General features: G+C 41.4%; 21 protein-coding genes and 1 other RNA gene. 16 read left to right on the top strand and 6 right to left on the bottom strand.

The features are described from left to right. Window positions 1-386: 386 nt before the first annotated feature. The 5 genes from betB (at window position 387) to J8L84_RS12675 (ending at window position 9,761) form a co-directional block, all read left to right on the top strand. The gene (gene betB / locus J8L84_RS12695; RefSeq protein WP_211071013.1) at window positions 387-1,850 is read left to right on the top strand and encodes a betaine-aldehyde dehydrogenase; all 1,464 of its coding nucleotides are present in this window, start codon (window positions 387-389) and stop codon (window positions 1,848-1,850) included. Next, complete coding sequence (betA, locus tag J8L84_RS12690; protein ID WP_211071012.1) at window positions 1,850-3,520, top strand: choline dehydrogenase; 1,671 nt, start codon at window positions 1,850-1,852, stop codon at window positions 3,518-3,520. Before betB ends, betA begins: the two co-directional genes overlap by 1 nt. 102 nt (window positions 3,521-3,622) lie before the next feature. After that, complete coding sequence (locus J8L84_RS12685; RefSeq protein ID WP_211071011.1) at window positions 3,623-4,840, top strand: BCCT family transporter; 1,218 nt, start codon at window positions 3,623-3,625, stop codon at window positions 4,838-4,840. A 71-nt stretch (window positions 4,841-4,911) separates the two neighbouring features. Continuing rightward, window positions 4,912-7,275: a TonB-dependent receptor gene (locus J8L84_RS12680; protein WP_211071010.1), complete on the top strand. Its 2,364-nt coding sequence runs from the start codon at window positions 4,912-4,914 to the stop codon at window positions 7,273-7,275. A 170-nt stretch (window positions 7,276-7,445) separates the two neighbouring features. Further along, window positions 7,446-9,761, top strand: a complete 2,316-nt coding sequence (locus tag J8L84_RS12675) for a CehA/McbA family metallohydrolase (RefSeq protein ID WP_211071009.1) — start codon at window positions 7,446-7,448, stop codon at window positions 9,759-9,761. 67 nt (window positions 9,762-9,828) lie between these two features. On the opposite strand, the gene J8L84_RS12670 is transcribed toward J8L84_RS12675, so the two are convergent. Next, window positions 9,829-11,022 carry an MFS transporter gene (locus tag J8L84_RS12670; RefSeq protein WP_211071008.1) on the bottom strand — a complete coding sequence of 398 codons (1,194 nt, stop codon included), beginning with the start codon at window positions 11,020-11,022 and terminating at the stop codon, window positions 9,829-9,831. A gap of 626 nt (window positions 11,023-11,648) precedes the next feature. On the opposite strand from J8L84_RS12670, the gene J8L84_RS12665 reads away from it, so the two are divergent. After that, window positions 11,649-12,548 carry a hypothetical protein gene (locus J8L84_RS12665; protein ID WP_211071007.1) on the top strand — a complete coding sequence of 300 codons (900 nt, stop codon included), beginning with the start codon at window positions 11,649-11,651 and terminating at the stop codon, window positions 12,546-12,548. 69 nt (window positions 12,549-12,617) lie between these two features. Here the strand turns inward: J8L84_RS12665 and J8L84_RS12660 are convergent, their stop codons facing one another. Further along, window positions 12,618-13,127: a hypothetical protein gene (locus J8L84_RS12660; RefSeq protein WP_211071006.1), complete on the bottom strand. Its 510-nt coding sequence runs from the start codon at window positions 13,125-13,127 to the stop codon at window positions 12,618-12,620. A gap of 258 nt (window positions 13,128-13,385) precedes the next feature. Between J8L84_RS12660 and J8L84_RS12655 the strand changes: the two genes are divergently transcribed. The 7 genes from J8L84_RS12655 (at window position 13,386) to J8L84_RS12625 (ending at window position 20,818) form a co-directional block, all read left to right on the top strand. Then, a complete protein-coding gene (locus tag J8L84_RS12655) occupies window positions 13,386-13,586 on the top strand; it encodes an AlpA family transcriptional regulator (RefSeq protein ID WP_101564428.1) in 201 nt (66 codons plus the stop codon). Beyond that, complete coding sequence (locus tag J8L84_RS12650; protein WP_211071005.1) at window positions 13,579-14,067, top strand: helix-turn-helix domain-containing protein; 489 nt, start codon at window positions 13,579-13,581, stop codon at window positions 14,065-14,067. The genes J8L84_RS12655 and J8L84_RS12650 overlap by 8 nt, the downstream gene beginning before the upstream one ends. Continuing rightward, entirely contained in the window at window positions 14,057-15,157 is a 1,101-nt protein-coding gene (locus J8L84_RS12645; RefSeq protein ID WP_247670756.1) for a site-specific integrase, read from the top strand. Before J8L84_RS12650 ends, J8L84_RS12645 begins: the two co-directional genes overlap by 11 nt. Before the next feature lie 164 nt (window positions 15,158-15,321). Further along, window positions 15,322-15,888 carry a recombinase family protein gene (locus tag J8L84_RS12640; RefSeq protein WP_211071103.1) on the top strand — a complete coding sequence of 189 codons (567 nt, stop codon included), beginning with the start codon at window positions 15,322-15,324 and terminating at the stop codon, window positions 15,886-15,888. Window positions 15,889-16,121: 233 nt separating this feature from the next. Further along, a complete protein-coding gene (locus J8L84_RS12635; protein WP_211071003.1) occupies window positions 16,122-18,062 on the top strand; it encodes an AAA family ATPase in 1,941 nt (646 codons plus the stop codon). Continuing rightward, window positions 18,062-19,822: a UvrD-helicase domain-containing protein gene (locus J8L84_RS12630; protein ID WP_211071002.1), complete on the top strand. Its 1,761-nt coding sequence runs from the start codon at window positions 18,062-18,064 to the stop codon at window positions 19,820-19,822. Before J8L84_RS12635 ends, J8L84_RS12630 begins: the two co-directional genes overlap by 1 nt. Window positions 19,823-19,912: 90 nt before the next feature. Further along, window positions 19,913-20,818, top strand: coding sequence for a hypothetical protein (locus J8L84_RS12625; protein ID WP_211071001.1), 906 nt, complete (start codon window positions 19,913-19,915; stop codon window positions 20,816-20,818). 133 nt (window positions 20,819-20,951) lie between these two features. Here J8L84_RS12625 and J8L84_RS12620 read toward each other — a convergent pair whose 3' ends face one another. Next, a complete protein-coding gene (locus J8L84_RS12620; RefSeq protein WP_211071000.1) occupies window positions 20,952-22,211 on the bottom strand; it encodes an integrase domain-containing protein in 1,260 nt (419 codons plus the stop codon). A gap of 165 nt (window positions 22,212-22,376) precedes the next feature. Beyond that, window positions 22,377-22,734, bottom strand: a transfer-messenger RNA (tmRNA) gene (gene ssrA / locus J8L84_RS12615). A 130-nt stretch (window positions 22,735-22,864) separates the two neighbouring features. On the opposite strand from ssrA, the gene J8L84_RS12610 reads away from it, so the two are divergent. After that, on the top strand, window positions 22,865-24,181 hold the full coding sequence (locus J8L84_RS12610) for an NADH:flavin oxidoreductase/NADH oxidase family protein (protein ID WP_247670755.1): 1,317 nt from the start codon (window positions 22,865-22,867) through the stop codon (window positions 24,179-24,181). A gap of 26 nt (window positions 24,182-24,207) precedes the next feature. Here J8L84_RS12610 and smpB read toward each other — a convergent pair whose 3' ends face one another. Beyond that, window positions 24,208-24,687: an SsrA-binding protein SmpB gene (gene smpB / locus J8L84_RS12605; RefSeq protein ID WP_013783878.1), complete on the bottom strand. Its 480-nt coding sequence runs from the start codon at window positions 24,685-24,687 to the stop codon at window positions 24,208-24,210. A gap of 222 nt (window positions 24,688-24,909) precedes the next feature. On the opposite strand from smpB, the gene J8L84_RS12600 reads away from it, so the two are divergent. Together J8L84_RS12600 and J8L84_RS12595 are read left to right on the top strand one after the other, a co-directional pair. After that, window positions 24,910-25,341, top strand: coding sequence for a type II toxin-antitoxin system RatA family toxin (locus tag J8L84_RS12600; protein ID WP_211070999.1), 432 nt, complete (start codon window positions 24,910-24,912; stop codon window positions 25,339-25,341). Then, window positions 25,338-25,709 (top strand): RnfH family protein, encoded by a 372-nt coding sequence (locus J8L84_RS12595; protein ID WP_211070998.1) that lies wholly within the window; start codon window positions 25,338-25,340, stop codon window positions 25,707-25,709. Before J8L84_RS12600 ends, J8L84_RS12595 begins: the two co-directional genes overlap by 4 nt. A gap of 171 nt (window positions 25,710-25,880) precedes the next feature. On the opposite strand, the gene J8L84_RS12590 is transcribed toward J8L84_RS12595, so the two are convergent. Further along, a complete protein-coding gene (locus tag J8L84_RS12590) occupies window positions 25,881-26,360 on the bottom strand; it encodes a MarR family transcriptional regulator (RefSeq protein ID WP_211070997.1) in 480 nt (159 codons plus the stop codon). Between the last annotated feature and the right edge of the window lie 18 nt (window positions 26,361-26,378).

Here is a 26,378-nt window from a genome sequence, read left to right as displayed (position 1 = left end):
TTGTCAACGTTGAATTATTAGTGTTATTCCCTTAGTATTTATTTTTATTGAACGATCAATTAATAAAAAATACACATTACTTAGATAGAGTTGAATGTCTTCTCTAGTCTTCAATACTGAATAGAACCGCTACTTGAATTAAAGTTTCGATGATTAAAGCTTCGATTGGCAGTTATATGAGGGTTTCAACGTATTTGTAGACTGCGGTGAAAACGCTATCTGTAAACGTTTTAAAAACAATTAACGGATTCAAGACGTTAATTAAACGGTATGTGTGTTATTCGAGCGCTCAGGCCTGCGTAAAGCAGTAAGCACGCCTGACGAAGTAAATTTGAACAATGTTAGCGAGTTCTAATCTGCTGACAGTTATCAAAATAGGTTTTAATGTGACAACCCCGGTTTATCAAAATTTTATTCATGGCCAATTCATTGCTAATAAAAGCGGCGAAACATTTGCGGTTAAAAACCCCGCTACCGACGATGTTATTTATCACGTTGAAGTGGCTGATGAAGCTGTTCAACAGGCGGCAATAGCAAGTGCAAAAGAAGGCTTTGCTACTTGGTCTGCTATGGCACCGATTGAACGCAGTCGTATTTTACTAAAAGCAGTAGCGTTACTACGCGAACGTAACGATGATCTGGCTAAAATTGAAGTGCTAGATACCGGTAAGCCTTGGCAAGAAGCTGAGTGTGTTGATGTTGTAACCGGTGCTGATGTCATTGAGTACTTTGCTGGCCTGGCTCCTACGCAAGTAGGCCAACAGCAGATGGTAGGCGAAGACTTCTACTACACACGAAAAGAGCCACTTGGTATTTGCGCAGGTATTGGCGCATGGAACTACCCATTACAAATTGCGTGCTGGAAATCAGGCCCTGCACTAGCGGCTGGCAACGCATTAATTTTCAAACCTTCAGAAGAAACACCATTAGGTGCCATTAAACTGGCTGAAATTTTCTTCGAAGCGGGCGTACCAGCAGGCGTGTTTAACGTTGTACAAGGTGCAGCAGAAGTAGGCCAATGGTTAACCCAAAACCCTGATATCGAAAAAGTGTCTTTCACTGGCGAAGTCGTTACAGGCAAAAAGGTTGTGGCTAGCGCAGCAGGTTCGTTAAAAGACGTGACTATGGAACTTGGCGGTAAATCGCCATTGTTGGTGTTTGAAGACGCCGACGTATCGCAAGCGGTCAGCGCTGCTATGCTGGGTAACTTTTATACCCAAGGTGAAGTTTGCACCAACTGTACAAGAGTGTACGTACACAAGTCCGTATACCAAGGGTTTATCGACGAACTTAAAGCTCGCACAGAAGAAAATATTGTTGCAGGCGACCCGCTCGATCCGAATGTGAATTTAGGCGCGCTTATTTCTAAGAATCATCAAGACCTGGTGATGAGCTACATCAACAAAGGTGTAGAAGAAGGCGCGACCGTGTTAACCGGTGGTACAACCTTAAGCCCTGAGTCTGCGCCAAACGGCTACTTTGTGGCTCCTACCATTTTTACCGATTGCACCGATGACATGACGATAGTTAAAGAGGAAATCTTTGGCCCGGTAATGAGCGTGTTGGTGTTTGAAGATGAAGCCGATGTGATTAACCGTGCTAACAATACTCACTTAGGTTTGGCTGCTGGCGTATTTACCAAAGATATTAAACGCGCACATCGTGTTATTCATAAGCTACAAGCGGGTATTTGTTGGATAAATAGCTATGGTAATTCACCGGCAGAAATGCCAGTTGGCGGCTATAAGCAATCGGGTATTGGTCGTGAAAACGGGATAGAAACGCTAGATCACTACACACAAACGAAGTCAGTTTATGTAGGCATGACCGACATAGAGAGCCCATTTTAATGAGTAAGCAAGCATATGATTACATCATAGTGGGTGCTGGCTCTGCAGGTTGTGTGTTGGCTAACCGACTATCAGAAGACGCGAACAACAACGTGCTTTTGTTAGAAACCGGCGGCAGTGATAAAAGCATTTTTATTAAAATGCCAACAGCATTGTCGATTCCGATGAATAGCGATAAATACGCATGGCAATTCCACACTGAAGAAGAGCCGTTTCTTGATAACCGTAAAATGCATTGCCCTCGAGGTAAGGTATTGGGTGGTTCTTCATCTATAAACGGCATGGTATACGTTCGCGGCCATGCAAAAGATTTCGATGAGTGGGAAGAACACGGCGCACAAGGCTGGAACTACCAAGCTTGTTTACCCTATTTCCAAAAAGCCGAGTCTTTCTATTTAGGTAAAGATGAATACCGTGGTGGAAAGGGCCCGTTAGGGGTTAATAATGGCAATGAAATGGCCAATCCTTTATACACCGCTTTTATAAAGGCGGGACAGGAAGCCGGCTACGCAGAAACGGCAGACTATAACGCTGCTCAGCAAGAAGGCTTTGGGCCTATGCACATGACCGTGAAAGACGGCGTGCGCAGTTCGACCAGTCGTGAATATTTAGATCCAGTCAAATCCCGCAAAAACTTAACATTAGTGACCGGTGCGTTGGCCGAAAAAGTCCTACTTGATGGCAAAAAAGCTGTGGGTGTGCAGTACAGCGTAAACGGTAAACGTATTACTGCAAAAGCGAATAAAGAAGTGGTGCTTAGTGCAGGCTCTATTGGCTCGCCACATCTTCTACAACTTTCGGGCATTGGCGACAGCGACACCCTTAAAGCCGCTGGCGTTGAAGTTAAGCATCACTTGCCGGGGGTAGGGCAGAATCTACAAGACCATTTAGAGTTCTACTTCCAATACAAGTGCAAACAGCCTATTACGCTAAATGGCAAATTAGGGCTGATTTCAAAAGGCTTAATTGGTGCGCGTTGGATGTTTACTCGCAAGGGGCTAGGGGCTACCAATCACTTTGAGTCTTGTGCATTTATTCGTTCGAAGCCGGGCGTTGAATGGCCTGATATTCAATATCACTTCTTACCAGCAGCTATGCGTTACGATGGGCGCAGTGCCTTTGATGGTCATGGTTTTCAGGTGCATGTTGGTCACAACAAGCCTAAAAGCCGCGGTGCCGTAACCATTAAAACGGCTAACCCTACCGACGCACCCAAAATTCAGTTCAATTACTTGCAGCATCAAGATGACATTGAAGGCTTTCGTGCCTGCGTGCGCTTGACCCGTGAAATTATTGAACAAAGTGCGTTTGACGATTACCGAGAAGATGAAATTCAACCTGGTAAGCATATTCAAACTGACGAAGAAATTGATGCATTTGTGCGCCAAGCAGTAGAAAGCGCCTATCATCCGTCGTGCTCATGCAAAATGGGTGAAGATGCCATGGCAGTTGTGAACTCTAATACGCAAGTGCATGGTATTGAAAGCCTACGGGTAGTGGATTCTTCAATTTTCCCAACAGTACCAAACGGTAACTTGAACGCGCCCACTATTATGGTGGCTGAAAAAGCGGCCGATTTGATATTGGGCAAGCCAGCAGTAACGCATTCACAGGTTAACGTTGCTATATCAACTAATTGGGAAACGGTTCAGCGTAATTCAACGATTTAACCTGAGCCGCTTACACGTGCCAAAAAGGCATTTTTGGCACGTATGGAAATATAACAACAGGAAAAAAGATGAAGTATTATCGATTGTTTTGGGGAGCAAGTAATGACCTTATGGCTTAATGCTGGGATCATTTTTACCCTACTAGCCATTGCGGTTATTCTCGCTAAATGGGGAAATGTGAAGTGTATCGGTGTAACACCGGTTAGACTTTTCACCTTTATCGCCATTCTATTTACCTCGGGCTTAGATGTTGGCTTAATCATGTTTCCGCTCACTGAGTTCGGGGGCTACGAAAACGTAACAGCGAATCCTGAATATGCCTTTACCAACCCTATTGCCATTGAGTTTGGCTATTGGGGCTTCCTTATTTGGGGCTTTTATTTTCTTACGTGTTTTTATTTTTGCGTAGTAGAGCCTAAGGTTAAGTTTTTCGAAATACCTCTGGTGAAGTTTATCAATAACGTTGTCATTATTGGTACCTGTGCATTCACCGCGTTTTTGCTTTTATCAAACCTGCCATGGTATTTACCTGCTTTAGGGGATGGTGAATCAATAATTCCCATTTTCTATTTAATCGTATTTGCTGCTATCTGCTTTGCAGTTTACTCAAGTACTGACATCAAATACGTACGATTGTTGAGTATTTCTACCACTTGGTTGTTCATCGCACTAATTGGCTTTATGTGGGCAGGCGCCTTTCTAGGAAGCGATAGCCAAATTGCCGCATTTACCCACAATTTGGAACTAATAGGCAGTTATTTTGGAAACATAGAAAATTTTGTATTGCCGCTAAATGATTACCATGAATTTTACTTATTTTGGTGGTTTGCGTGGAGCATCATGATTGGGCAATTTACCTCTCGCTTTGTAGGAGGGTTGAAAACCTATCAAGTGCTAGGCGCAATGCTGGTATTTCCTTCTATACCGATTGCTGTCTGGTTTAGCGTTATTTATCAGTACCACGAGGCAGGCATTCCAACCACAGGGTTGAAAAATTTTGCGATGGCCTTTGTGGGGATAGTGTTCGTTATTAACTCCCTAGATTCGCTTATTCGTTTGTATACCGACAATTTGAATTTGACTGTCAAACGGTTCGGGAAGCTTAAGTACATTGGGTTTAACGTAATCATACTGTCGTTACTTACCCTGCTTTTCAAATTAGAGTTCCTACAGATTCAGTGGGTTGGTGCACTAGTTATTGGTCTGTTCTTCAGCTGCGCAATTTTCATGCTGTACCGTAAGCCAAGAACAGTAAAAAATATCGATAGTTCACCGAAAGACAACAAAATTGATTTCACAAAAATAGATTCAGGGCAGTAAACGTCTTGAACAAAAACATTACTTTACATTTAAAACACTTAATAGAACAAAACACACTTAACGGGAGTTTTATGAACACTTATATGCCAAAAAAGCGTAGTTTCATTGCTTTATCAGTACTTGCAGGGATGTCATTAACATCAATGCATGCGTTAGCTCAAGAAGCGGAAGCGCAAGCAGCTGAAGAAGAAAAAGAAAAAGTAGTTGAATCAATATTGGTGACTGGACGTAATGTTTCTTACGCAAACAGTGCCATTTCAACAGAAATGAAAAAACAACAGACCCCGATGACTAGCGCATTAGCTCTCATCGATAACTTGCCTGGGGTACTGGTTACTGAAGGCGACCCATTTGGCTCTGATGAGTGGTCTACAACAATTTCAATCCGTGGTTTCCAAGTGAACTTAGATTCACAACAAATCGGTATGACTGTTGATGGTATTGCCAACGGTAACTCGAACTACGGTGGTGGTACGAAAGCCAGCCGATATATTGATACCGAAAACTTACGTAGTACGGAAGTTTCTCAGGGTACCGCTGATATTAGTTCTCGTTCGAATGAAGCGCTAGGCGGTACGATGGATTTCACAACCATCATGCCTGCGTTGGACGAGCAATTAACAGTAAGTACAACGTTTGCAGAATACAACGCCAGTAAAATTTATGTTCGTTATGATACAGGCGAGATTGCACCAGATACGTTTGCATGGCTTTCATTATCTACACAGCAAAATGATGATTACATGGATGGGTCAATCACCAATACTCGTGACCATTTAGAAGGTAAAATCATTAGCACAGTAGGTGAAGTAGACCTTACTGGCTATGTGAGTTACGACGATGCACAAGAATACACTTATCAGCGTGTTTATGGTTTAGCGCAGTATGCTCAAAACCCCGATTGGGATGGATTAACGGAAAGTTGGTCTGGCATTCCATATCAAGATCAGGTTTATCGTGGAGGATGGGTTACCGAGCGCGAGAACTTCTTCACCTATCTAAAAGCCGATTTCTCAGTGGGAAGCATCGATTTTAGCACTAACGTTTATTATCACGAAAATGAAGGTACGGGTAAGTGGAACCCATACTATATTGCTGATGTAACTGATGACGGTGCAGGTAATGCAAACTCTGAATTAAACACCTCAAGCACCGTAAATGGCGGCGATACTTTAGGCCTTATCTACTTTGTGAACAGCGCTGGTGAAGCGTTATCACCGGTTGATGGCTGTGTAAGCTCAATCAGTTCACCTTATGGTGGTGGCGGTGCTGAAGTTGATCCAAATTGCTATGAACAAGGTGCTATTGCAGTAAGCTCTAATCGCCACACACATTACAATAAGAAGCGTTATGGCATAAACGGTGATTTTGTTTGGCATACAACTATTGCCGATATGGACAACGTAGTTCGCGGTGGTTTCTGGTACGAAGATTATCAGCGTGACGAATACCGCGATTGGCACAAGACCATTGATGCTTCAACGAGTTCTCGCTATGAAAACACTCCTTATTGGGTTCAGTACGACCGAGAATTCCCGGTTGAAACGCTTATGTATTATGTTGAAAACGAACTTGATGCAGGGTTTGCTAAGCTTCGTTTAGGGGCAAAGCAATTTAATGTTGATGTGTCTAAAGAAGATCAATTTACGCCTGAAAATAACTTAAACATATCATCTGATTCTGATGTACTGATTTCAGCTGGTTTCGTTGCACCTTTACCGGTTGACGGTTTAGAGCTTTTCGGTGGGTACGCAGAGAACTTTGCAGCGGTTAAAGATGCTGTATTAGAGCGTGACGATACTGATATCAGTACGGTAGAGCCAGAAACCGCAGACAATATCGATTTCGGTTTGCGTTATTCAACACTAGGGTTTAATGCTAGCTTAACGTATTACACTATTGAATTTGAAAACCGCATTACCTTTGTTAGCAACGAAGATGTAAATGGTATCGATTTCTTAGAATCTGCGGCAGGCGGCTACATCAATGACGGTGGTATTGAATCTGATGGTATAGAAGCATCAGTTGATTACAACATCACTGATTCACTAGGCATATATGTTTCTTATACCAAAAACGATTCAACTTACACTGACGAAGGCGTTAGCGGTAACACCGTAATAGGCTCGCCAGAAGATATGGCTGTGGTTAGCTTTGACTACACTAAAGGTGATTTCTACGCTGGCTTTAGCACAAAATATGTAGGTGAGCGTTTCTTAGACCAAGCTAATACACAAGAAACTGACTCTTACATTGTTAGTGACCTATATCTAGGTAAAACGGCTTACGATATTGGCGGCGGCATTGATAGCGTAGAGCTAAGCTTTACGGTAAACAATGTGTTCGACGAAGACTACCTTGGTTCTATTGCTGCAAACGCTGGATGGATTGGTGCACCTCGCATCGCTTCTTTCAACGTTCGCGTTGCTATGTAATTAGCACTGCGTAATTAGAGCTATGTAATACAATAGATAAAGCCGCAATCAGAATTTCTGGTTGCGGCTTTTTTTCAATTGCTACCACATACTTTCGCTCTTCAGATCTATTATTTTTCTACTTACTCAATTCACTAAAGCGACTTGTTATTGCCACATAAGGTGTTTCTATGAAGTTTTCGACGCTTAGCCCTGCATTATTGGGTATCTCATTACTGGTATCGGGCAGTCTTGTATCTCATGCGAGTCATGCCTCGGTTAGTATCACAAAAGGCAAAACAGCAATTCCACATGGAAATGCTATTTCCAATCAAGATTTAACCATTCAAAACGATAAATTGGCATTTGCTATAGCAGTAGACTCAGCGCCGCCGTGGGGGGTAGCAAGAGGCTGTATAGTTGATATTGCTAATGTGAAAGCTGATGGCACTTTGAGTAACGACCGCGTTGCTTTTGCCGATTTCATTCCAAATAACTGGTCTAGCTGGCCCAACACCTACACCAAAATTGATATTCTCAAAGACACGGCTGAAGAAGCGGTAGTTAACATTAAAAGAGACTTTGGTGACGCAGAAATAAGTACCACATACCGCCTTTCTGAGGGTTCAGACCTTATTCATGTTGAAACCACCATGACTAATAAAGGTGATAGCGATATAGAAGCGCTTTCGGGCTACACATTATGGCCAGATTCCGGATACAAATTCGCTGTTCCTCGAAATCACACCATCGATAAACCATTAGAAAATAAATGGTTATCAGACCGTTTTGTAGGTTACGACGAAGAATGGGCGATTGCACTGCACGCACCTTATATGCGAGAAACTAAAAATCAGTCACGTGATTTATACGCGGCACATATACTTAGCCCTTCAAAAAGTATGACATTCTCGGGTGATTATCAGGTGTTGCCACGGGGTGACTTAGCGCCCGTTGTTAGCGCTGAAATAAAACGTAAAGGGCTAAAAAACGGCACAATTCAAGCGCATATAAGTACCCAGGAAGGGCAAGACGTAGAACAAGCCGCTATTGTCGTATCGCAGAATGGTGTGCCTTACATGTGGGCGATGGGTGATGGCAAAAATGTGGCATTCACACTGCCGGTAGGAGACTACGAAGTGTACGCTACAGGCAAACAACATTCAGACAGTAAAACGCGCCTGATAACAGTTGAAGAGAATGCGACCCAAACACTTTCATTCGATGCGCTTCGCGCACCCGGCAAAATAAGCCTTGATATTACCGATGCAAAAAGTCAGCAGCCCATAGATGCAAAAATTACGATAGAGCAGGGTAACCAACCACTTATCGAATATTTGGGGGCGCGAACCTTTTTTACTGACCTTGATAATATCGGCAACGCCGTATTTGGTTTGGCACCGGGGGAATACGAATTAAGCGTTTCACATGGTGCGGATTTTAATGCCCAAAATACCATGATAGCGGCAAGTGTTGATGCAAATAAAACAACAACCGTAGCAAGCGCTATTGATGTAAAAACCTATCCCACGAAGCACGGTTGGTACGCGGGCGACCTGCATCATCATGCCGATGTGTTAGAAGGGTCAACGAACCCGAAAAACTTGGTTCGCTCTCAGTTAGCAGCTGGTTTAAACGTGCTGTTTGTTAGCGATCATGATTCCACTAAAAACAACGACACCATTCAAACACTGGCCGATAAGCGCAATATACCCTTTATACCGTCTATTGAAGTGTCGCCGTCTTGGGGGCATTTCAATGCGTTTCCTATTAATAGTGGGGCGCAATTAACGGTTGATCCTGGCGTAGATGATATACAAAGTATTATTGAAGATGTTCGGCGCATGGGTGCTACTGTTATTGCCTCAAATCACCCCTACATACCTTATGGCTATTTAAGCAGTTTAGATAAAGGCACAGCGCCAGGGGGATTTAATCCTAGCATTGATTTATTCGAGTTAAATGCAGTGGTGCCTAACGCCCCAACCATTAACAAGGCGCACCAGTTGTGGAGTGAAGGATTACCGTACTACTTTACTGCAGGTTCAGACACCCACGATGTATTAAACCAAACCAGTGGATTGAATAGACTATTCGTTTATACAGGAAGTAAACCGACAGCTAAAGCCTTCTCACAAGCAGCAAAAGACGGTCATTCTTACGTATCTTTTGGCCCTATTATTTACCCTGAAAATGTGATGTTTGGCGATACCTTAAAGCTTGCAAAGGCACAAGCACAAACGATCAATTTCGATTTGGTGGCGGTAAATGGGCTTAAATCTGTGCAGTTAATTGGTAGCGATAACACTGCAACTGCTACCAAAAGGCAAAGTGCCGCGAACAGCGTAGTACTTGAAGATAAAGCGCTGACAGGAGATAAAGGTTCGGTTAGTTTTGAAGTACCACAAGTCTCTGGATGGGTAGCGTTGGTTGTAGAAGATATTGAAGGCCGTAAAGCCTACACCAACCCTATTTGGCTTGAGTTGGTTGATGAGAGCCAGTTTTAGTTAAAAATGGGGTCAGAGTACATTAATAAGAATAAATGTACTCTGCTCCTTACTTTTAAACTGCTTCTTAACTAGTAGCGAGGCTGAGATTGCGATTACGCAGTTGTAAATAACTAAGTGCCCACATGATAAAACCACCAAAGAACAGCATAGCCGATGCGTAGCCGGTTTCGTTGAAACTAGCGCCAGATGCCAACATAGCACCGCCTAACATAGGGCCAATGGCATTTGCCGTATTAAACGCGCACTGCACTAGGGCGCCTATCATTGCATGTCCCGTGGGTGAAACATCTAACAACATCGACTGAATAACAGCGGCTAAGCCAACGCTTGCGCCTAGTAGGAATACGGTAAGGTATAGCCACCAAATATTGCTCGCCGCAAATACATACATAATAGCTACGCCAACACTACATAGTAATGCTATACCTGTGGTGCGAAGAGGGGATTTGTCAGCAAGTTTACTAATAAACCAGTTACCGATAGTGGTACCAATGCCGAACATCATCATGGCTACCGAAATAGTGACTTCTGGTGAGTTAGTCACGTTTAATATGGTATCGGCAAGGTAGGTATAAATACAAAAAACGCCACCAAAACCCACAAATATAATGCCTGAAATTGACCATACCAATTTATTTTTAAGTACGCCAAACTCCTCTCGTAAGTTCGTTGGAGTAGTCACCGGGCTACTAGGTACGAACAGATAAATAAGCGCAATGGTGATGAGCGCAAGCGCCGCCACTATAGCCATACACACGCGCCAACTCATATTCTGCCCAATCAGGGTAGCCATAGGCACACCAACGATTGTGGCAATAGTTAAGCCAGCAAATACCATCGACATATAGCTGGCGCGTTTTCCAGTAGGCGCCATACTAGCGGCAATTAACAACGCGGTGCCGAAATAAGCGCCGTGGGGTAACCCAGACAATACGCGATAAAACACCAACTCTGGCAAGCTTGAAGCGATAGCACTTAAGCCATTAGCTATACACATCATTGCTGCAAAGATAATTAATGCAGTGCGACGGTTGGTTTTATTGGTGAGCAACATAAACGAAGGCGCGCCAATGACTACACCAATGGCATAGCCGCTTATTACATTGCCGGCCATAGATGGCGTAACATCGAAACTTTCAGCGATAAGAGGCAACATCGACATAGATGAAAACTCGGTGAGCCCTAACACAAACGTGCCAAGGGCCATCACTAACATAGGCCAAATTACAGTGCTTCGGTTTGAAGGTGATGCAGACATAAATACCTTAAAATTTTAACAGCTACCGCTGATAGGGGCGCCATCAATAACAAATACGTTGTGAGAACTTGTGCGATAGAAAGCAATTAACGCGTTAACGCTAACATTTGATATAGCAACTTGGTGTAGTAGGGGTGTTTTGAATCAATGTAGGCCTAATTAACAAAACGAAAACAGGCAGCAACATTGAATAGTGATTTTTTTATTATTTAAGCATTATACGTTATTAACGCTTCATGTTTCTATTGCTAGCGCCATAGATAGCCGAGTTTTATCGGTCAAGTGCTGAGATATCCAAACAGGCTTACTTCTTGTTCGCCCATAAATGCAAAAAGCCCCTAAAAGGGGCTTAAAGCGAATTGGTGGGCTGGCGTAAGTTGAAACTGGTTTGTATGTAATTGTATATATGATTAATTTTACTGTTTGATTTTATCCTGTGTACCCACGTGTGTACCTATCTGTTTTGTCTAAACCAAATTTTCTTAGCTTTTTATAATGTGAGCAGTGCCAAAAAGAGATAATTTATAGATCGGCCCCGCAAAAGATGTCATGAGTAGTTGCCTAGGATATTAACTAATTTTGTCTAAAAGGCAGCTGTTGAACTTCAAGTCTGAGAAAACTAATTAATGAATAAGCTATTAAAATTAAAGCAATATCTGTCTATATATGACTCTGCCGATTACTTGTCAGCGACGTTAGAAGAGACAGTTTCAGTCGCTGACATATACGAACTATCGCTGGAAGGCCATTTGACTATATCAATCCGCTTAACGAATCAGGCATATGCTAAGAAAGTTGATTTAGCGCCAGAGCTTGAGCTGACAAACAGTGAAGAACGATTTGGGTCAGTCCAGGCTAACGAAGTTGATGAGAAGGTCCATATCTTTAACGGTCTTTATGACTTAGCAATGATTGGCGAAGAACTGTTCGAATTGAGAAAACTCTATCAACGAGAGGTTGAAGGAGATAGCCCTGTACTCTCTGAACTTAGTGGCTTCTATGTAAAGCACGAGGGCTGCATCTATAAACTGTTGGATTCCCTCCCAGTAACAAAGTCAGAAGAGTCACAAATATCAAAAGAGGCTAGGCTAGAAAGCTTATTAAAATCGAAAGGCTTAACGAGCCAAAGTCAGTTTGATGACCCGCTTACAGTGTTTGATAACTTAAGCATTAATGAAATTGAGCAAGTAGCAGAATTGATTAGCCCTTTTAACGATATCGAAAATAATAGCTCCATTTCGCTTGATAGACATTCGTATCAACTTGTTCTGAAAACTACGGAGCTTCAGCGTTTTATTTCGCAAATAAGTAGCCCTTCTGCATCAGACGTTAGTGAAGAAAAGCCGATTCACCCGCCAGAAAAAAGAAGTTACTTAAAACTCATTAGTATGTTTTTCAAGCAACATGGATTTGACCTTGCAAAAAAGGGAAATACAACCGCTTTGTGTACAATGTTGGATCAGGCAGGTCTCTCACTATGCGATAACACAGTGCGAAAAATATTGCGTGAAGTTGAAGATATTTAGAGTTTTGTTTGTATGACTCATATCTGTTGGCCAGATATGAGTCATAATTGATTAGTTACCGATAAGATCTTAATTAGAATTCATTGAAGCTGCTGATTCTATCAAGCTGCTAGCTAGTTGCTCTGCTTGATCTTGAGTCAGTGAGTTATTAGCTGCAATCTGGCACAAATAGAACATGCCTATATTTAAGAAAGCTGTTCTTTCTGTCGTCGTAGTTAATAGTCTGGCCGCTTCTTTTATCGAACCAGTTACATCAGCCAAAGGTTCATTTGCTGCTTGTTGTGAAGATGCTACAGTGGCAGCGGTTTGAGATAAATTGAGTAGAGCGTCCGAGATCTTTGCTTTTGCTTCCATTTCAGTGGTTTTGACTGCAAGCGCAGTCTGCATGCAAGCTCGACCACTTTCGAAAAGAATTGCTGCAGAAGTATCAGCCTCCCAAACAAGTATTGTTCCTACAGTCTCATCGTTTGCGTCCTTAATTGAAATGTAGGACTTTTTAAAATAGGTTCCACCTAACTGTGCGCAACCTGAGAAAAAGGTCAATAGCACCAATAGACTCGCAAATTTAATAAAAATCATTTTACACTCCCTGTACAATAATTGCTCACTAATTGATTATTATTTAACCGGTGGCATATTGCAACGAATTTTTAGGCAATCTATAGAAGCTGAACCTCCCGTCTTTAAGTTGGGCAAAACTATTTTCCCAAAAATATATTGAACCTATCAATTTTCAACAAAAACTCATATGAGTTTTTGCTTGGCTCATATGAGCCTTTCCACAAGCTTTTCATCTTAATCTCTCGGTCGTTCAATAACAGACCAAGAGGACTTACTATGTCTCATAAGATCATGCGGTTACCAGAAGTCATTGAGGTGACTGGTCTATCGCGCAGTACTATCTATCTACGTATGAATAAAGGCAGCTTTCCGCTTTCCATTTCTTTAGGAGAGAGAGCTGTAGGTTGGTTACACACCGATATAGCGCATTGGCTTGATGCTCGTGTTGCTGAATCAAAGGTGAGTAGCCATGACTAGACGATTCACAGCAAACCGTATCAAAAGCAATCGAAACTATACCGTTGCTGATGTCAGCGAAACGTTAGGCGTTCACTTTAAAACAGTACGCAATTGGATTCGAGTTGGCTTACCAGTCATTGACGCTAATCGTCCTCTCTTAATAAATGGGGCAGATTTGAAGGTCTATTTAAAGCAGAAGCGCAAAGCAACAATGTTTGAATGTGAGGTTCATGAAATGTGCTGTTTTCGTTGCAAGCAGCCAATGAAGCCCATACTAGATTCAGTGATCTTTATCGCGAAACCAGCAGGAATGGCGCACATGACGGGGGCTTGCGAAGAGTGTAACACTCGAATGAATAAGTATGTTTCTTGGCGCGACGTCAATGATATTTGGAAAGATCTGAAGGGTAAATTACCGATAGCAGAAAAACACATAGTCCTAAGAGGACAAAAGCTCTTAAATTGTCCTTTCAGCGAGGTTTCTAGTGATGAAAAATAATAGTACAAATAATGCCCGAATTATCTATGAATATACAAAGTTTTTGAAGGAAGCTAAGCGCTTAGATGACTCGACGGTTGATGGTGCTCTCAAATCTATAAATCGCTTTGAAGATTGCACAGGGTATTTAGACTTTAGGAAATTTAGGGCGAAGCATGCGATTGCTTTTAAGAAGAATCTTCTTAGCAAAAAGTCTCTAGCAACTGGTGAAAAACTGAGTAAGGCAACTGTGCTTACAGCGACCCGTCACCTAAAAGCGTTTTTCCAATACTTAGCTACTCAAAAAGGATATCGCGCAAAAGTTAACTATAGTGACATCGAATATTTCAATTTATCGGAAAAAGACACTCGGATTGGAAATGCAAAGCGTAAAAGGAGTGTGGCGACAATTGAACAAATCGTTAAAACCCTAGAAGGGATGCCTTGTTCGACTTCAATTGAAATGCGAGACAGAGCTTTAATAGCATTTGTTATTCTGACTGGTGCGCGAGACGGAGCAGTTGCCTCTGCAAAAGTTAAGCATATTGACCTCGCTGACCATAGCTTTTATCAGGATGCTAGAGACGTGAATACGAAATTTAGTAAAACATTCACTACTTATTTTTTCCCAGTAGGAGAGTTGCCACATAAAATACTAGCTGACTGGATTGATTACCTAGTGACTGAATTAGGATACAAACAGAATTCGCCGTTGTTTCCAAAAACAAAGCTGGCTCATGATGCTAATCAGCAATTTGAAGCGGTAGGATTACTTGAAGAGCATTGGAGCAATGCTAATCCGATTCGTAAAATATTTGCGCAAGCATTCGCCCTGGCTGGGTTACCCTATTTCAATCCACACAGTTTTCGAAATACTTTGGTGCGATTAGGCGAAAAGCTTTGTCAGACACCAGAAGAGTTTAAAGCGTGGAGTCAGAATCTAGGGCATGAGAGCGTACTAACAAGTTTTTATAGCTATGGAGATGTTCCTGACTATAAACAAGCTGAACTGCTTCGGAAGCTTTCTAAGCCAGCAGAAAATGTTTCCCCCGATATGGAGCAACAAATTAAGCTTTTCCTGCAATTCCAGCAAAAAGAAGGAAATCTATAAACCTCCTAAGTAACTTAGTCTTAGCTGGTATCAATAAACATTCGTATGTTGATACCAGCTTTTTTATGTCCTCGTAGGTATCATAAAAACAGGGCATTTTAATAATGATACCAATAGTATATGATACCTCAATAAATGATACCAAAAAGGAAGTTAATCGAATAATGCGTATATTTGCTTATTGTCGAGTTTCTACCACAGAGCAAACGACAGAAAACCAAGTAATAGCCATCCGTCAAAAAGGATATGAAGTCATCGATTCACGGATAGTTAGCGAAACGGTTTCAGGTTCGGTTGAAGCTATTAAGCGAGAAAAGTTTAAGATGCTCATCAACCACAAGATGGAAAAGGGCGATATGCTGGTGGTTTTGAAATTAGACCGTTTAGGTCGAGACAACATTGATGTGCAAAGTACAATTAATTTACTCACTGATAAAGGAATAAAGGTGGTGTGCCTAGATTTGCCAGTCGCTGATCTTTCTAGTGCAGAAGGTAAGCTTATGCTTCAAATGTTCTCGGCATTTGCAGAGTTTGAGCGTAATAGGATTAGAGAGAGGACAAGAGAAGGGCTCGAGAGAGCTAAATCGCAAGGTAAAAAATTAGGAAGACCCAAAGCAACTAAAACAACTGCAGCCGTTCAAGCTCAAAAATCAGAGGGTAAGTCTCAATCAAAAGTAGCCCAAAATTTGGGGATTGGAATCGCAACAGTTAAAAGGCACTGGAACGCATAGAAAGCAAGTATTTTGGTGAACCAATTCAACACTGCAAATTTGGTAGTTTTCAGATTCGGCATCACCTTGTTACAAATAGAATACCGCTAGTAGCGCTAAATATGAGATTTTATCAAAACTGGAAAAGGCAGCAGCTGTAGTAAAATTGAGTATAGTTAACGGAAATAATTTATTGAGTTTCTTTAATAAATAAAAAAGTTACAATAATAAGATACAAAAATATAAGGATATACATGTATATAAGTAATCTAAAAGTGGAAGGTTTTCGTTGCTTTGATAAGACATTCAATCTCGAGTTAGCTGGTGGTTTGACTGTAATCGTTGGTGAGAACGGTGCCGGTAAGACGGCGATAATCAGTTCTATAAGGCAGCTTTTCCAAGATTCTGAATCTGGCCGTTACAGCTTATCCAGTGATGACTTTCACAACCCTTTTAGTACTCGAACTCAAGCTGCTTCGCTCACTATTAGGGCTGAATTTGATGGAATGGACGCATCGGATAAAGTGGCGTTACTCCCATGGGTAGGAACATCAAAAACGGCTCTTTTAAGCCTTGAGGCTGAAAATAAGGAAATTAGGGGCCGATTTAAGAAAGTTCTTTGGGGAGGGATTTCAAAAAGCTCTCAATTTGATCCAGAACTATTAGATCTGGTTCAGTGTATCTATTTACCACCTTTAAGGGATGCTGAGGCAAAACTTTCCAATGGTCGCCAATCACGGCTATCTAAACTTTTAAAAGCACTAAACCGTAAAAAGTTAAAAGAGTGTAAAAAGGAAGATAAAGCTCACCCTCTTGAACTCAAAGTTAGAGATTTTAACGAGTCTTTAGCGGATGATGGAAATTTAGGGATCAAAGATGCTGGTAAGCTTATCAATGAAAACTTAACAAAAGCGATTGGCCACTATTTTGGTCAAATGACTAAAATTCAATTTGCAGAAAGCGACTTCACTAGAATAGTAGAAAGCTTGACCTTGCTTTTTTTCCCACAGTCAAACGCAGCCGATGAAGAACTCTTTAGAGAGCTTAGTCAGAATAGTCTGGGATATAATAACTTGCTTTATATTGCTTCTATTTTAGCTGAACTTACACTCGATGATGAAGGTGAGGAACAGCCGCTTTTTAAACTTCTATTGATTGAAGAACCCGAGGCGCATCTTCATCCTCAGTTACAAATTAGGCTGTTGAATTACCTCAAAGAAGTGGCAGAAGAAAACAAAAACGTTCAAGTCATCTTGACGACCCATTCAACTGTTTTAGCGTCTTCTGTAGATCTTGAATCTATAGTTCACATTTCGAAATCTCCTGCTCCAATAGCTACACCATTAAGAAGTTGCGGCCTCAGTGAAGCTAGTACTCAGTTTATTAACCGGTGGTTAGATGCAACGAAATCAAATCTCTTATTCGCTAGTGGGGTAATTATGGTCGAAGGGATCGCCGAACAAATGCTGATACCAGCCTTGGCTGAAATAGTTCTTAAAGAACAAGAGGAAGGAAAACGAAAACTTGAAGACCTTGGCATCACTGTCGTTAACCTCAACGGAATATATTTTAAACACTTTATGCAGTTATATTGCAATATCTTCAGCGAAGGCGACAAAGAAAATGTCCCTTATAGAAATATTCCGGTCCGGTGCGCTGGTATAACCGACCTTGATCCTCCTAAGAAAAAGATAGAGCAATATCCAGATCCTCAAAATCCTGATAAAAAAATTGATGTGGAGGAGGACTTCATTCCACATGAAGGAAATGTAATGTCTGGAAAAAATCATGCTATAAAGTTAGTTGACTCAATTGCTGAGTCTTCGAATTCGCGACTATTTGTATCTACTTACAAAACGCTAGAATATGATTTAGCACTGGAGGGAAATAATGCGGCATTAATGTCTAAAATTATTGCGGAATTGTGGCCTAAGCCTGAGAGAGGGACTAGTGATATAATCACCGAGTTTACAAAGTTGTCGAAATTAGATTGGAATGAAATTGGACCCGAAGAAACTGCTATTGCAGCTCATAAAATACTCAAGCGCATAGACGATGAGAATATTGGAAAAGGAATGTTCGCACAAGTTCTCACACGAGAAATTCAAAACAAAAATACACCATTTATTGTTCCGAATTACATAAAAGAAGCGATACTTTGGGCTGCGTCTATTGATACAGAAAAGGATGACTAATGGCGACAGAGTTTACTCTTGAACAACTTGCCTATATAGACTCAAACATCGACGAACACGTTTTTCTCGAAGCTTGCCCTGGAAGTGGTAAAACTGAGGTCGTAGCTGCAAAGGTGGCTAAGGAAATAGATTCCTGGGTAAAATTTCCTGGTGGAATTGCTGCACTGTCTTTTTCAAATAGTGCAACTAACGAGCTAACAAATAGGGTTATTAAGTACTTGCAAAAAAGAGGTATTCAATACCCGCACTTTATAGGGACATTTGATAGCTTTATTTTCAAAAATTTAGTGTCTCCCTTATCTACTGAGCTTACGGGCTATAGGGGGGAAAATAGAGATGCCTCACTTCGTATTATTGAACCTGATGCCGCTTTATGGTTCAAAACTAAGTATGGCATCGCGGGACAGGGTAAAATTCTAGCCCATCACTATGGCTTTGATTCTATAAATGAAAGTCTTGTTTTTAATACAGGTTCAAGCTTAAGAGATAGAAAGCTGAAGTCTGCAAAACTCAAAGATTGGGAGTTTAACGACCTACTCGAGGCAAAAAAGAAGCTGCTGAGCGGCGGCTTTGCGACGTATAGAGATATCCAAGGTCTTGCTGTGCAAGCATTATCGGACGAAGATTGCAGTGAATATGTTGAGCTGCTAGCAAAACGCTATCCAATAATAATAATTGATGAATGTCAGGATTTGTCTGACGAGCAATTATTTATCTTGAAAAAATTATCAGATTTAGGTGTCAAGTTACACTTCATAGGCGATCTCCATCAAGCAATATATAGTTTTCGTGATGTTGATCCCATCAAGGTCAAACACTTTGTTCAGGAAAACAAGTTTTTACAGTTACAACTGACTCGGAATTTTAGAAGCTGTCAGAACATTATAGACCTTTGTTCCCAACTCACAGGGCGTAAATCTATAACTGGGAACGTTTCTTGGTTTGATCCTAGGTGTTTGGTAGTGCAATATCAAAACTGCCCAACAGAAGTAACTGAGATACTATCCGATAAGTGCGCCGATTACAGTAATAGTGTTTTGGTGTCTCGAGGTCATTCATTGATTCGTAAATTTCAATCGTCTATTACTGAACCAAAACACTTGGAAAAATTAGCACTTTCAGTTCTGCTTTTTGAACCTTCAGATTTTAATAAATTAAAACAGTCTTTGAAGTATTTTTCTGAGTTTCTGAGGTATCACTTAAAAAAGGAAGTGTATAAACCAAACAGTTTTAATTGCCCAGAATTTATTGAGTCAAATTTACAATGGCGTAAATTTTTACATGATGCGTTAGACTATTTAGTTGCTAATGGTGCGCAAAACCTAGACTCAAAATGGCCAGAATGGACAAAAAATATAAAAATGCTGGTACGTTCATTACCCGAGCAACATTTTTGTACTGACAGCATCAGGTGTGTAATGGCGCCTTTAGATAAGGTTAATTTATCTTCGCCTACAGGTTCGAAGCAGAATACCGTTAGCAGTACTTTAGGAGCAAAAAAAGCTAACCTTTCGGTGTTTAAGAGTACTACTATTCATGGGGCAAAAGGTGAGACACATGATGCAACTATCGTTATATCTTCTGCAAGTGGTGGAAATGATTCAAATTGGAAGAGTTGGTTGAAAGAACCAGATAGTGAAGCAGCAAGATTTGCTTATGTTGCCTCTTCGAGACCAAGACATTTGTTGATTTGGGTAGTCAAAACTTTAACAGCTATAGAAACGACTCAATTGAGATCAAAAGGGTTTACAATTATTTAAATTCTTTTGGTTTTGTCGAGAAGCGTTGTAGATGGTTTTTCAGTTAAAATAGGATTCAATAGAAAACTATTAATTATAAAAGGAAATATTATGACACCAGAGGAATGGTGGAAAAATTTTGCGTTGAATCGTGAAATCGATACTTCAGGTACGTTTATCTACAATGCAATTAGGGCGTTGGAGGAATTAGAATCCTTTCAACATCCTGTCGATACATTTGAAGTTTTATATAGCCTCGCGATCGGAATAGAAAGGTTGGCTAAAATTGCAGTTATTCTAATCGAACACAAAGGTTCCTCTGACATAGAAGCTCTCGAAAAAAGCTTAATTACTCACAATACTCTTGAATTAGTTAATAGAGTATCTGCACAGCGGAAGATGAATATACAAAAACAAAGTAGAGAGTTTCTTGCCCTTTTAGCAAAATTTTACAAAACACACCGCTATGATAGATTCTCATTATCAAGTGTTCCAAATATTGAAAAGGAGAAAAAGGAATACTTATCTTTTTTGGACAAACATTTAAATCTGAACCTCTCTTCTCTTGGGGATTTCGACTTGGTACCCAATACTGATCAAATTAGAAGGTTCACGGGCAGAGTTGTCTCAAAAATCACTTCACAAATTTTTGATATTATTAAAGAAGAAACTCGTCGCCTCAATATATATACGACGGAAATAAGAGGCGACTCAAAGGCATTAAAAGTTTTCTATGGGGATAGATTAGATTTCATAGATGAACGATACATTAGGAAGGAGATACTTCTTTATCTGATGAGCGAAAAAGCAAATGGGGAACATTGTGAACTCATGAAATCAGTTGAGCCATTGGATTTAGATCAAGGTCTATTGCCAAGTTATATTCAAGCTTTGTTAAATGATCGAAAGGTCACTTATGTCTCTGATGAAGTAAATGACCTCTACCTTGAGATTGACGATGTGAAAAAACGAATTGCGCTTCTTGATGCCATTGATTGTGAATACCTCTCGTATTAAAGAAAAGCACAAATATTATCGTTACTATCTTGTAGCTCAGAAAGTACGTTTCATACGAAATGTAAAAAAATTCTATCTAGTTTTAAGGTAACCAGCTCAGCCCATATTTTGTCTGATTAGTCATTTATCGGAGTTATTTAGTAATCTGATTTAAACTAACTATTTGTAACTGCTTAACACTAGTAACCGAAAAACAGCCCGTCGCAGCTTCAAGAATATGCTCACTCCACCAATTCATCATAGGGCGGCGTCGTTCTAAATAGTCAGTTCTGTTATAAGCACTCCGTACTTGGTTATCATCTACGTGTGCAAGTGCTGCTTCAATTAAATCGCGGTCAAAACCTTGTTCATTTAGCGTAGTGCTCGCTAATGAACGAAGGCCGTGGCTAACTAGTCGGCCAGCGAAGCCCATTCGTTTCAGGGCCATGTTTGCTGTTTGGCTATTACATGGCTTTTTCGGGTCTCGGTCAGAAGGGAATACAAACTCTCGATGTCCGCTGATTGGTTTCATTACTTCAAGAATAGCCAGCATTTGGTCAGTAAGTGGAATACGCTGCTCTCTGCGTTTTTTCATTCGTTCCAACGGAATTGTCCAAACCTTACTTTCCATATCAATCTCTTTCCACATAGCACCAGATGCTTCGCTCGGCCTTGTCATTGTGTGCAGTTGCCACTCAAGCAGACAGCGTGTGGTTCGCTTGATACTAGCATTTGCGATAGCTCCCATAAGCTCTGGTAGTTCTGCTGGCTTTAATGCAGCCATATTTTCCTTTTTCGGCTTTTTAAACGCGGCTTTAATTCCTACAAGTGGGTTAGCTTGAATAAACCCACAGTTTGTAGCGAAATTCATTATTTCATTTAGGCGCTGTGATAAGCGTTTTACTGTTTCTAAACTTCCTTTCGCCTCAATTGGCTTAAGTAAGTCGATAATTTGTGGGGCAGTAATAGCACTTACCGGAACTTTCGATATTGAAGGGAATATGTGTAGCTCTAAAGAGCGCCAGATATCAACCGCGTAGTCAGGTGTAATATCGTCCTTCTTAATTTCAAACCATTCTTTAGCTACGTTACTGAATGTATGCTGGTGGACAGACTTATATTCCTGCTGCTGACGTTTTCTCTCTTCTTGAGGGTCAATGCCTTGGGCAAGTAACTCGTTTGCTTCGAGTGTCGCTTTACGAGCATTCGCTAGTGATAGGTCAGGATACTTACCTAGACTGAGATTAGCTCTTTTACGGCTGGTAGGTCTGTAGTAATTGAATATCCAATTTTTAGAACCATTTGGCTTAATACGAAGTCGCAGGCCATCACCATCAAACAGGTTATATTCTTTTTCGCTTGGCTTTGCAGATTTGATTTCTTTATCAGATAGCCGTGTAGTAACTTTTGCCATAATGGGTACACCAATTTCACATAGTTTGCGTAGTGTACCCAATGGTGTACCTAAAGATCAAAGAAGCTAGAGGACGCCAATGAACGTTGTAATACGCTAAGTTATTGATTTTTCGTTGCTGTAGGCATAAAAAAAGACGTCATAGGACGTCTTAATTTATTGAATTGGTGGAGCTGGCGGGATTTGAACCCGCGTCCAGAAAATGTCTACCTTTGGTACTACATGCTTAGTTTGTCTTTTCTTTAACTACTTTAGACCCCGACAAACAGGGTTCTTGGTAGCTGTCCCGATACTATTTCGCGGTTCAACCTCAGGAGAGTTTCCCTCGCTAGTTTGCTTGGATGACCTTCCGAATCCACGCTAGCAAACAAAGCTGTGGTGGAAGGGCCTATACCGGTTATTAAGCGGCTAGTGCGTAGTTTTCGTCGTTTGCGACTATTTGTATGCGGCTTTTTTAAGAGGCCAGCCGCACCTCTGCATGCACCTCCGGCTTCCAAGATCCTGTCGAATCCTAATCAGCCCCGAGTGTGAAAGCGCAGTATAACATAACTAGCTTGCGGTTAAATGATTTCTTTATATTTTGCTTTCAAAAGATGCATTTATCGTCAATAAGCATTAAAGTGTACCGGCTTAAAATTACATTTGAAGTGCTAATGTCATCTGACTCAATAATTTATACGCCTTATACCTTACCTTGCGGGGTAGTGGTACGTAATCGCCTTGTAAAAGCAGCGATGGAAGAGAACATGTCGAGTGCTGGCAGTCTACCTGGCAGTGCGCTGTATACCCTTTATCGATATTGGGCGCATGGCAACTTGGGCATGGTCATTACGGGTAACGTTATGGTCGATCGTGAATCGATGACGGGCCCGGGCGGCGTTGTGCTAGACAAAGATTCTCCCTTAGAACCTTTCGAGCGCTGGTCTAAAATTATCAAATCAAATGGCGCGCTGGCGGTGATGCAAATTAACCATCCTGGTCGTCAGGTATTTAAAGCCATGCAAGGCAAAGCAATTGCGCCTTCAGCCGTGCCGCTTGATATGGGTAAGCACTCGAAATTGTTTGCCGTTCCAAAAGAAATGACCTGCCAAGACATTCACGATGTCTGCAAACGCTTTGTTGAAACCGCAGTGCAAGCCCAAAAAGCGGGGTTTGATGGCGTGGAAATTCATGCAGCGCACGGTTATTTACTTACTCAGTTTTTATCGCCGCTTACTAATCAGCGACAAGACGAGTGGGGCGGTTCCATTATTAATCGTGCCCGTTTACTGATTAATATTGTTAGCCAAATACGCGCAGTATGCCCAAGTGGCTTTATTGTTATGGTTAAACTTAATTCTGCTGACTTTCAGCGAAATGGGTTTAGTTTTGATGATGCCTGTGAAGTGGTCCGTCGGTTAGAAGCGTTAAGAGTGGATGTAGTGGAATTATCCGGCGGAAGCTACGAAGCGCCTGCTATGCAAGGGCAAACTCGAGACGATACTACCCTTGCACGTGAAGCGTATTTCCTTGAATTTGCGCACACGCTTGAAACTAAAACCGATATTCCGTTAATGACAACGGGCGGTATTAAGCGAGCTGAAGTTGCCGAAAAAGTAATTCAGCAAGGTTGTTCATTGGTGGGGTTAGCCAGTGCTTTGGCTATTACGCCTGATTTAGCCAAAAAGTGGCAGCAAGAATGGCGTTATTCGGGTGTTATTCCGCATTGTACGTGGAAAGATAAATCGTTAGCCAGCTTGGCAAATATGGCCATGGTTCGCCGTCAGCTAAGGCGTTTAGGGAACAACTTAACAACCTTACGTTCGCCATCGCCATTGTGGAGTTTGGTACTTGATATGATGCACCGCAAATCAATGACCAAGCGTGACGTTAATGCTAAAAACGGCAGTGTACAGCTTACCAATCAGACAGGTAGCAGTGGTAAAACCGTTAGCCCTAGTCATGTTAAGGAAGACCAGCTCAACAAATAACGTGCAGCTCAAAATAAAACACAGCGTTAAACGCTGTGTTTCATCATTCTTTCTTTCTGACGCTGCCAGTCTTGATCTTTCAATGAGTCTCGTTTGTCTCGTTCATGCTTACCTTTGGCAAGATTGATTTCTAACTTAACCCAGCATTTCTTCCAATACATGGCAGTGGCCACAATAGAGTAACCTTGCCGGTCTCTTGCGCCCATTAATCGGTCTAGCTCGCGTTTTTTCAATAATAATTTACGCGCACGTTCGGGTTCACACACAACGTGAGTAGATGCTTGGTTTAACGGGCTAATGCGACAACCTACCAAATACGCTTCGGCATTTTGAATAATCACATAGCAATCGGAAATGTTAACTTTACCTGAGCGAATACTTTTAATTTCCCAGCCTTGAAGCTGAATACCGGCTTCAAATTTGTCCTCTAGGAAATAGTCGTGACGCGCCTTTTTGTTTTGCGCGATAGTACCTGTGGTGTTTTTGTTGGCTTTATTCTTTTTCATGCTCGCTATTATACTGATTGCTGTATGAATGTCTGTATACCCATCACAATATTTATTAGTTCATTTACTAACATTTAGCGTTCACTCAATAGTGTGAGGGTATTGTTACCTTACAGAAAGATGTGGGGGCGAAACGGAAAAAGCGAAGATGAGAGAAGGGTTTTTTCTGTGGTATTTTTTCTATGGTATAATGCGCCTTTCGATATTTATATAGTGAAGTACATGGCGAGTATACAACGCAGTGCATTGGTAGCACACAGCGCCCAGGCTATGTTCGACTTGGTAAACGATGTTGCGGCCTATCCGCAGTTTCTTCCAGGTTGTCGAGACAGCAAGGTTTTAGAAGCATCTGACGAAAATATGAAAGCCTCATTACTAGTAGCAAAAGCAGGTATTAAACAATGGTTCACTACTCATAATGAACTTGAACCTGGCAAGCGTATTGACATGCAGCTTGTCGATGGGCCGTTTCGCTATTTAACCGGCGGATGGACATTTTCTGCGTTATCCGAGGAAGCTTGTAAAATAGAGCTAAACCTCGAGTTTGAATTTACCAACAAGTTAGTAGAAATGGCGTTTGGCAAAATTTTCAATAATTTGGCAGCGAATATGGTTGTTGCATTTACTGAACGTGCTAGGAGTGTTTACGCGTGAGTGAAGGCTTAATGAATATTGAAGTGGCTTATGCACTTCCTACTAAGCAATCTTTGGTTGATGTGGCGATAAAAGAAGGCGCAACCGTAGAAGAGGTAATTCAAGCGTCAAATCTGCTTAACGAATACCCGGATATTGATTTATCTAGTACCAAGGTAGGCATATGGAGCAGAGTAGTTAAGTTACGTGATACTGTAAAAGATGGCGACCGAATCGAAATATACCGCCCGCTTATTGCCGACCCGAAAGAAATAAGAAAACGCCGTGCCGAGAAAGCCAAAGAAGAAGGCCGCGCCGATAAAGTTACTGGTGGCCGGGTAAACCCATTGAAAGCTGCTGACAAACAAACAGGTAAGCAATCTGTCTAAAACCTTGGTTCAAACCTAGCTTAACGCCCATCAAATTGATGCTTCGCGCTCTCGCTACAAAATTTTTATAAGTACAAAAAAACAGCCAGCATAAGCTGGCTGTTTTATTTTCTAGTTTCGTTTTGTCGTAAGCAGTGCTTAAGACAATTTACGCAAACAGTATTCACTACATTAGTTAGGTTTTTCCGAAATACTACCAAGCTCAAGGAACGGTGAAGCATCAATATCTTCTGCATCCATCATGCTTGCAATTCGCTGAACGGTAGCCACCATTTGGCTTTGTTCCCACTCTTTTAGTTGCGAAAAGCGCTCTACGAAGTGCTCTTGCAGTGGGCGAGGGGCATCAATGACTGCCACTTTTCCTTTTTCAGTAAGGAAAACGCCTACTTTACGCTTATCTTGCGTACTTCGGATACGGGTTGCTAAATCTCTGCCTTCAAGGCGATCAAGAATATTAGTAATGGTGGCAGGGCTTAGATTTATGTTTTCAGCGATTTCTCGCACCATAATTCCAGGCTTCTCCTGAATATTTTGCATTACTAACAGTTGTGGGCCTGTTAGCCCAACATGCTTGCTCAACTGTTTGCTGCGTAAATCTACGGCGCGGATCACGCGCCGTAGTGCAACCAACAATTCTTCTTCTTTTCGCATTTTATTCCTAATAAATCT

This window comes from Alteromonas sp. MMG017 (assembly GCF_018100795.1).
Taxonomy (GTDB): domain Bacteria; phylum Pseudomonadota; class Gammaproteobacteria; order Enterobacterales; family Alteromonadaceae; genus Alteromonas.
The sequence above is the reverse complement of the archived record's forward strand: the minus strand, read 5'-3'. Positions and strand labels throughout refer to the sequence as shown.

Excerpts from the sequence above, each read along its gene's own strand:
- betA (WP_211071012.1), top strand. The coding sequence starts at position 1,850 with ATGAGTAAGCAAGCATATGATTACATCATAGTGGGTGCTGGCTCTGCA.
- J8L84_RS12685 (WP_211071011.1), top strand. The coding sequence starts at position 3,623 with ATGACCTTATGGCTTAATGCTGGGATCATTTTTACCCTACTAGCCATT.
- J8L84_RS12680 (WP_211071010.1), top strand. The coding sequence starts at position 4,912 with ATGAACACTTATATGCCAAAAAAGCGTAGTTTCATTGCTTTATCAGTA.
- J8L84_RS12675 (WP_211071009.1), top strand. The coding sequence starts at position 7,446 with ATGAAGTTTTCGACGCTTAGCCCTGCATTATTGGGTATCTCATTACTG.
- J8L84_RS12670 (WP_211071008.1), bottom strand. The coding sequence starts at position 11,022 with ATGTCTGCATCACCTTCAAACCGAAGCACTGTAATTTGGCCTATGTTA.
- J8L84_RS12665 (WP_211071007.1), top strand. The coding sequence starts at position 11,649 with ATGAATAAGCTATTAAAATTAAAGCAATATCTGTCTATATATGACTCT.
- J8L84_RS12660 (WP_211071006.1), bottom strand. The coding sequence starts at position 13,127 with ATGATTTTTATTAAATTTGCGAGTCTATTGGTGCTATTGACCTTTTTC.
- J8L84_RS12655 (WP_101564428.1), top strand. The coding sequence starts at position 13,386 with ATGTCTCATAAGATCATGCGGTTACCAGAAGTCATTGAGGTGACTGGT.
- J8L84_RS12650 (WP_211071005.1), top strand. The coding sequence starts at position 13,579 with ATGACTAGACGATTCACAGCAAACCGTATCAAAAGCAATCGAAACTAT.
- J8L84_RS12645 (WP_247670756.1), top strand. The coding sequence starts at position 14,057 with ATGAAAAATAATAGTACAAATAATGCCCGAATTATCTATGAATATACA.
- J8L84_RS12640 (WP_211071103.1), top strand. The coding sequence starts at position 15,322 with ATGCGTATATTTGCTTATTGTCGAGTTTCTACCACAGAGCAAACGACA.
- J8L84_RS12635 (WP_211071003.1), top strand. The coding sequence starts at position 16,122 with ATGTATATAAGTAATCTAAAAGTGGAAGGTTTTCGTTGCTTTGATAAG.
- J8L84_RS12630 (WP_211071002.1), top strand. The coding sequence starts at position 18,062 with ATGGCGACAGAGTTTACTCTTGAACAACTTGCCTATATAGACTCAAAC.
- J8L84_RS12625 (WP_211071001.1), top strand. The coding sequence starts at position 19,913 with ATGACACCAGAGGAATGGTGGAAAAATTTTGCGTTGAATCGTGAAATC.
- J8L84_RS12620 (WP_211071000.1), bottom strand. The coding sequence starts at position 22,211 with ATGGCAAAAGTTACTACACGGCTATCTGATAAAGAAATCAAATCTGCA.
- J8L84_RS12610 (WP_247670755.1), top strand. The coding sequence starts at position 22,865 with ATGTCATCTGACTCAATAATTTATACGCCTTATACCTTACCTTGCGGG.
- smpB (WP_013783878.1), bottom strand. The coding sequence starts at position 24,687 with ATGAAAAAGAATAAAGCCAACAAAAACACCACAGGTACTATCGCGCAA.
- J8L84_RS12600 (WP_211070999.1), top strand. The coding sequence starts at position 24,910 with ATGGCGAGTATACAACGCAGTGCATTGGTAGCACACAGCGCCCAGGCT.
- J8L84_RS12590 (WP_211070997.1), bottom strand. The coding sequence starts at position 26,360 with ATGCGAAAAGAAGAAGAATTGTTGGTTGCACTACGGCGCGTGATCCGC.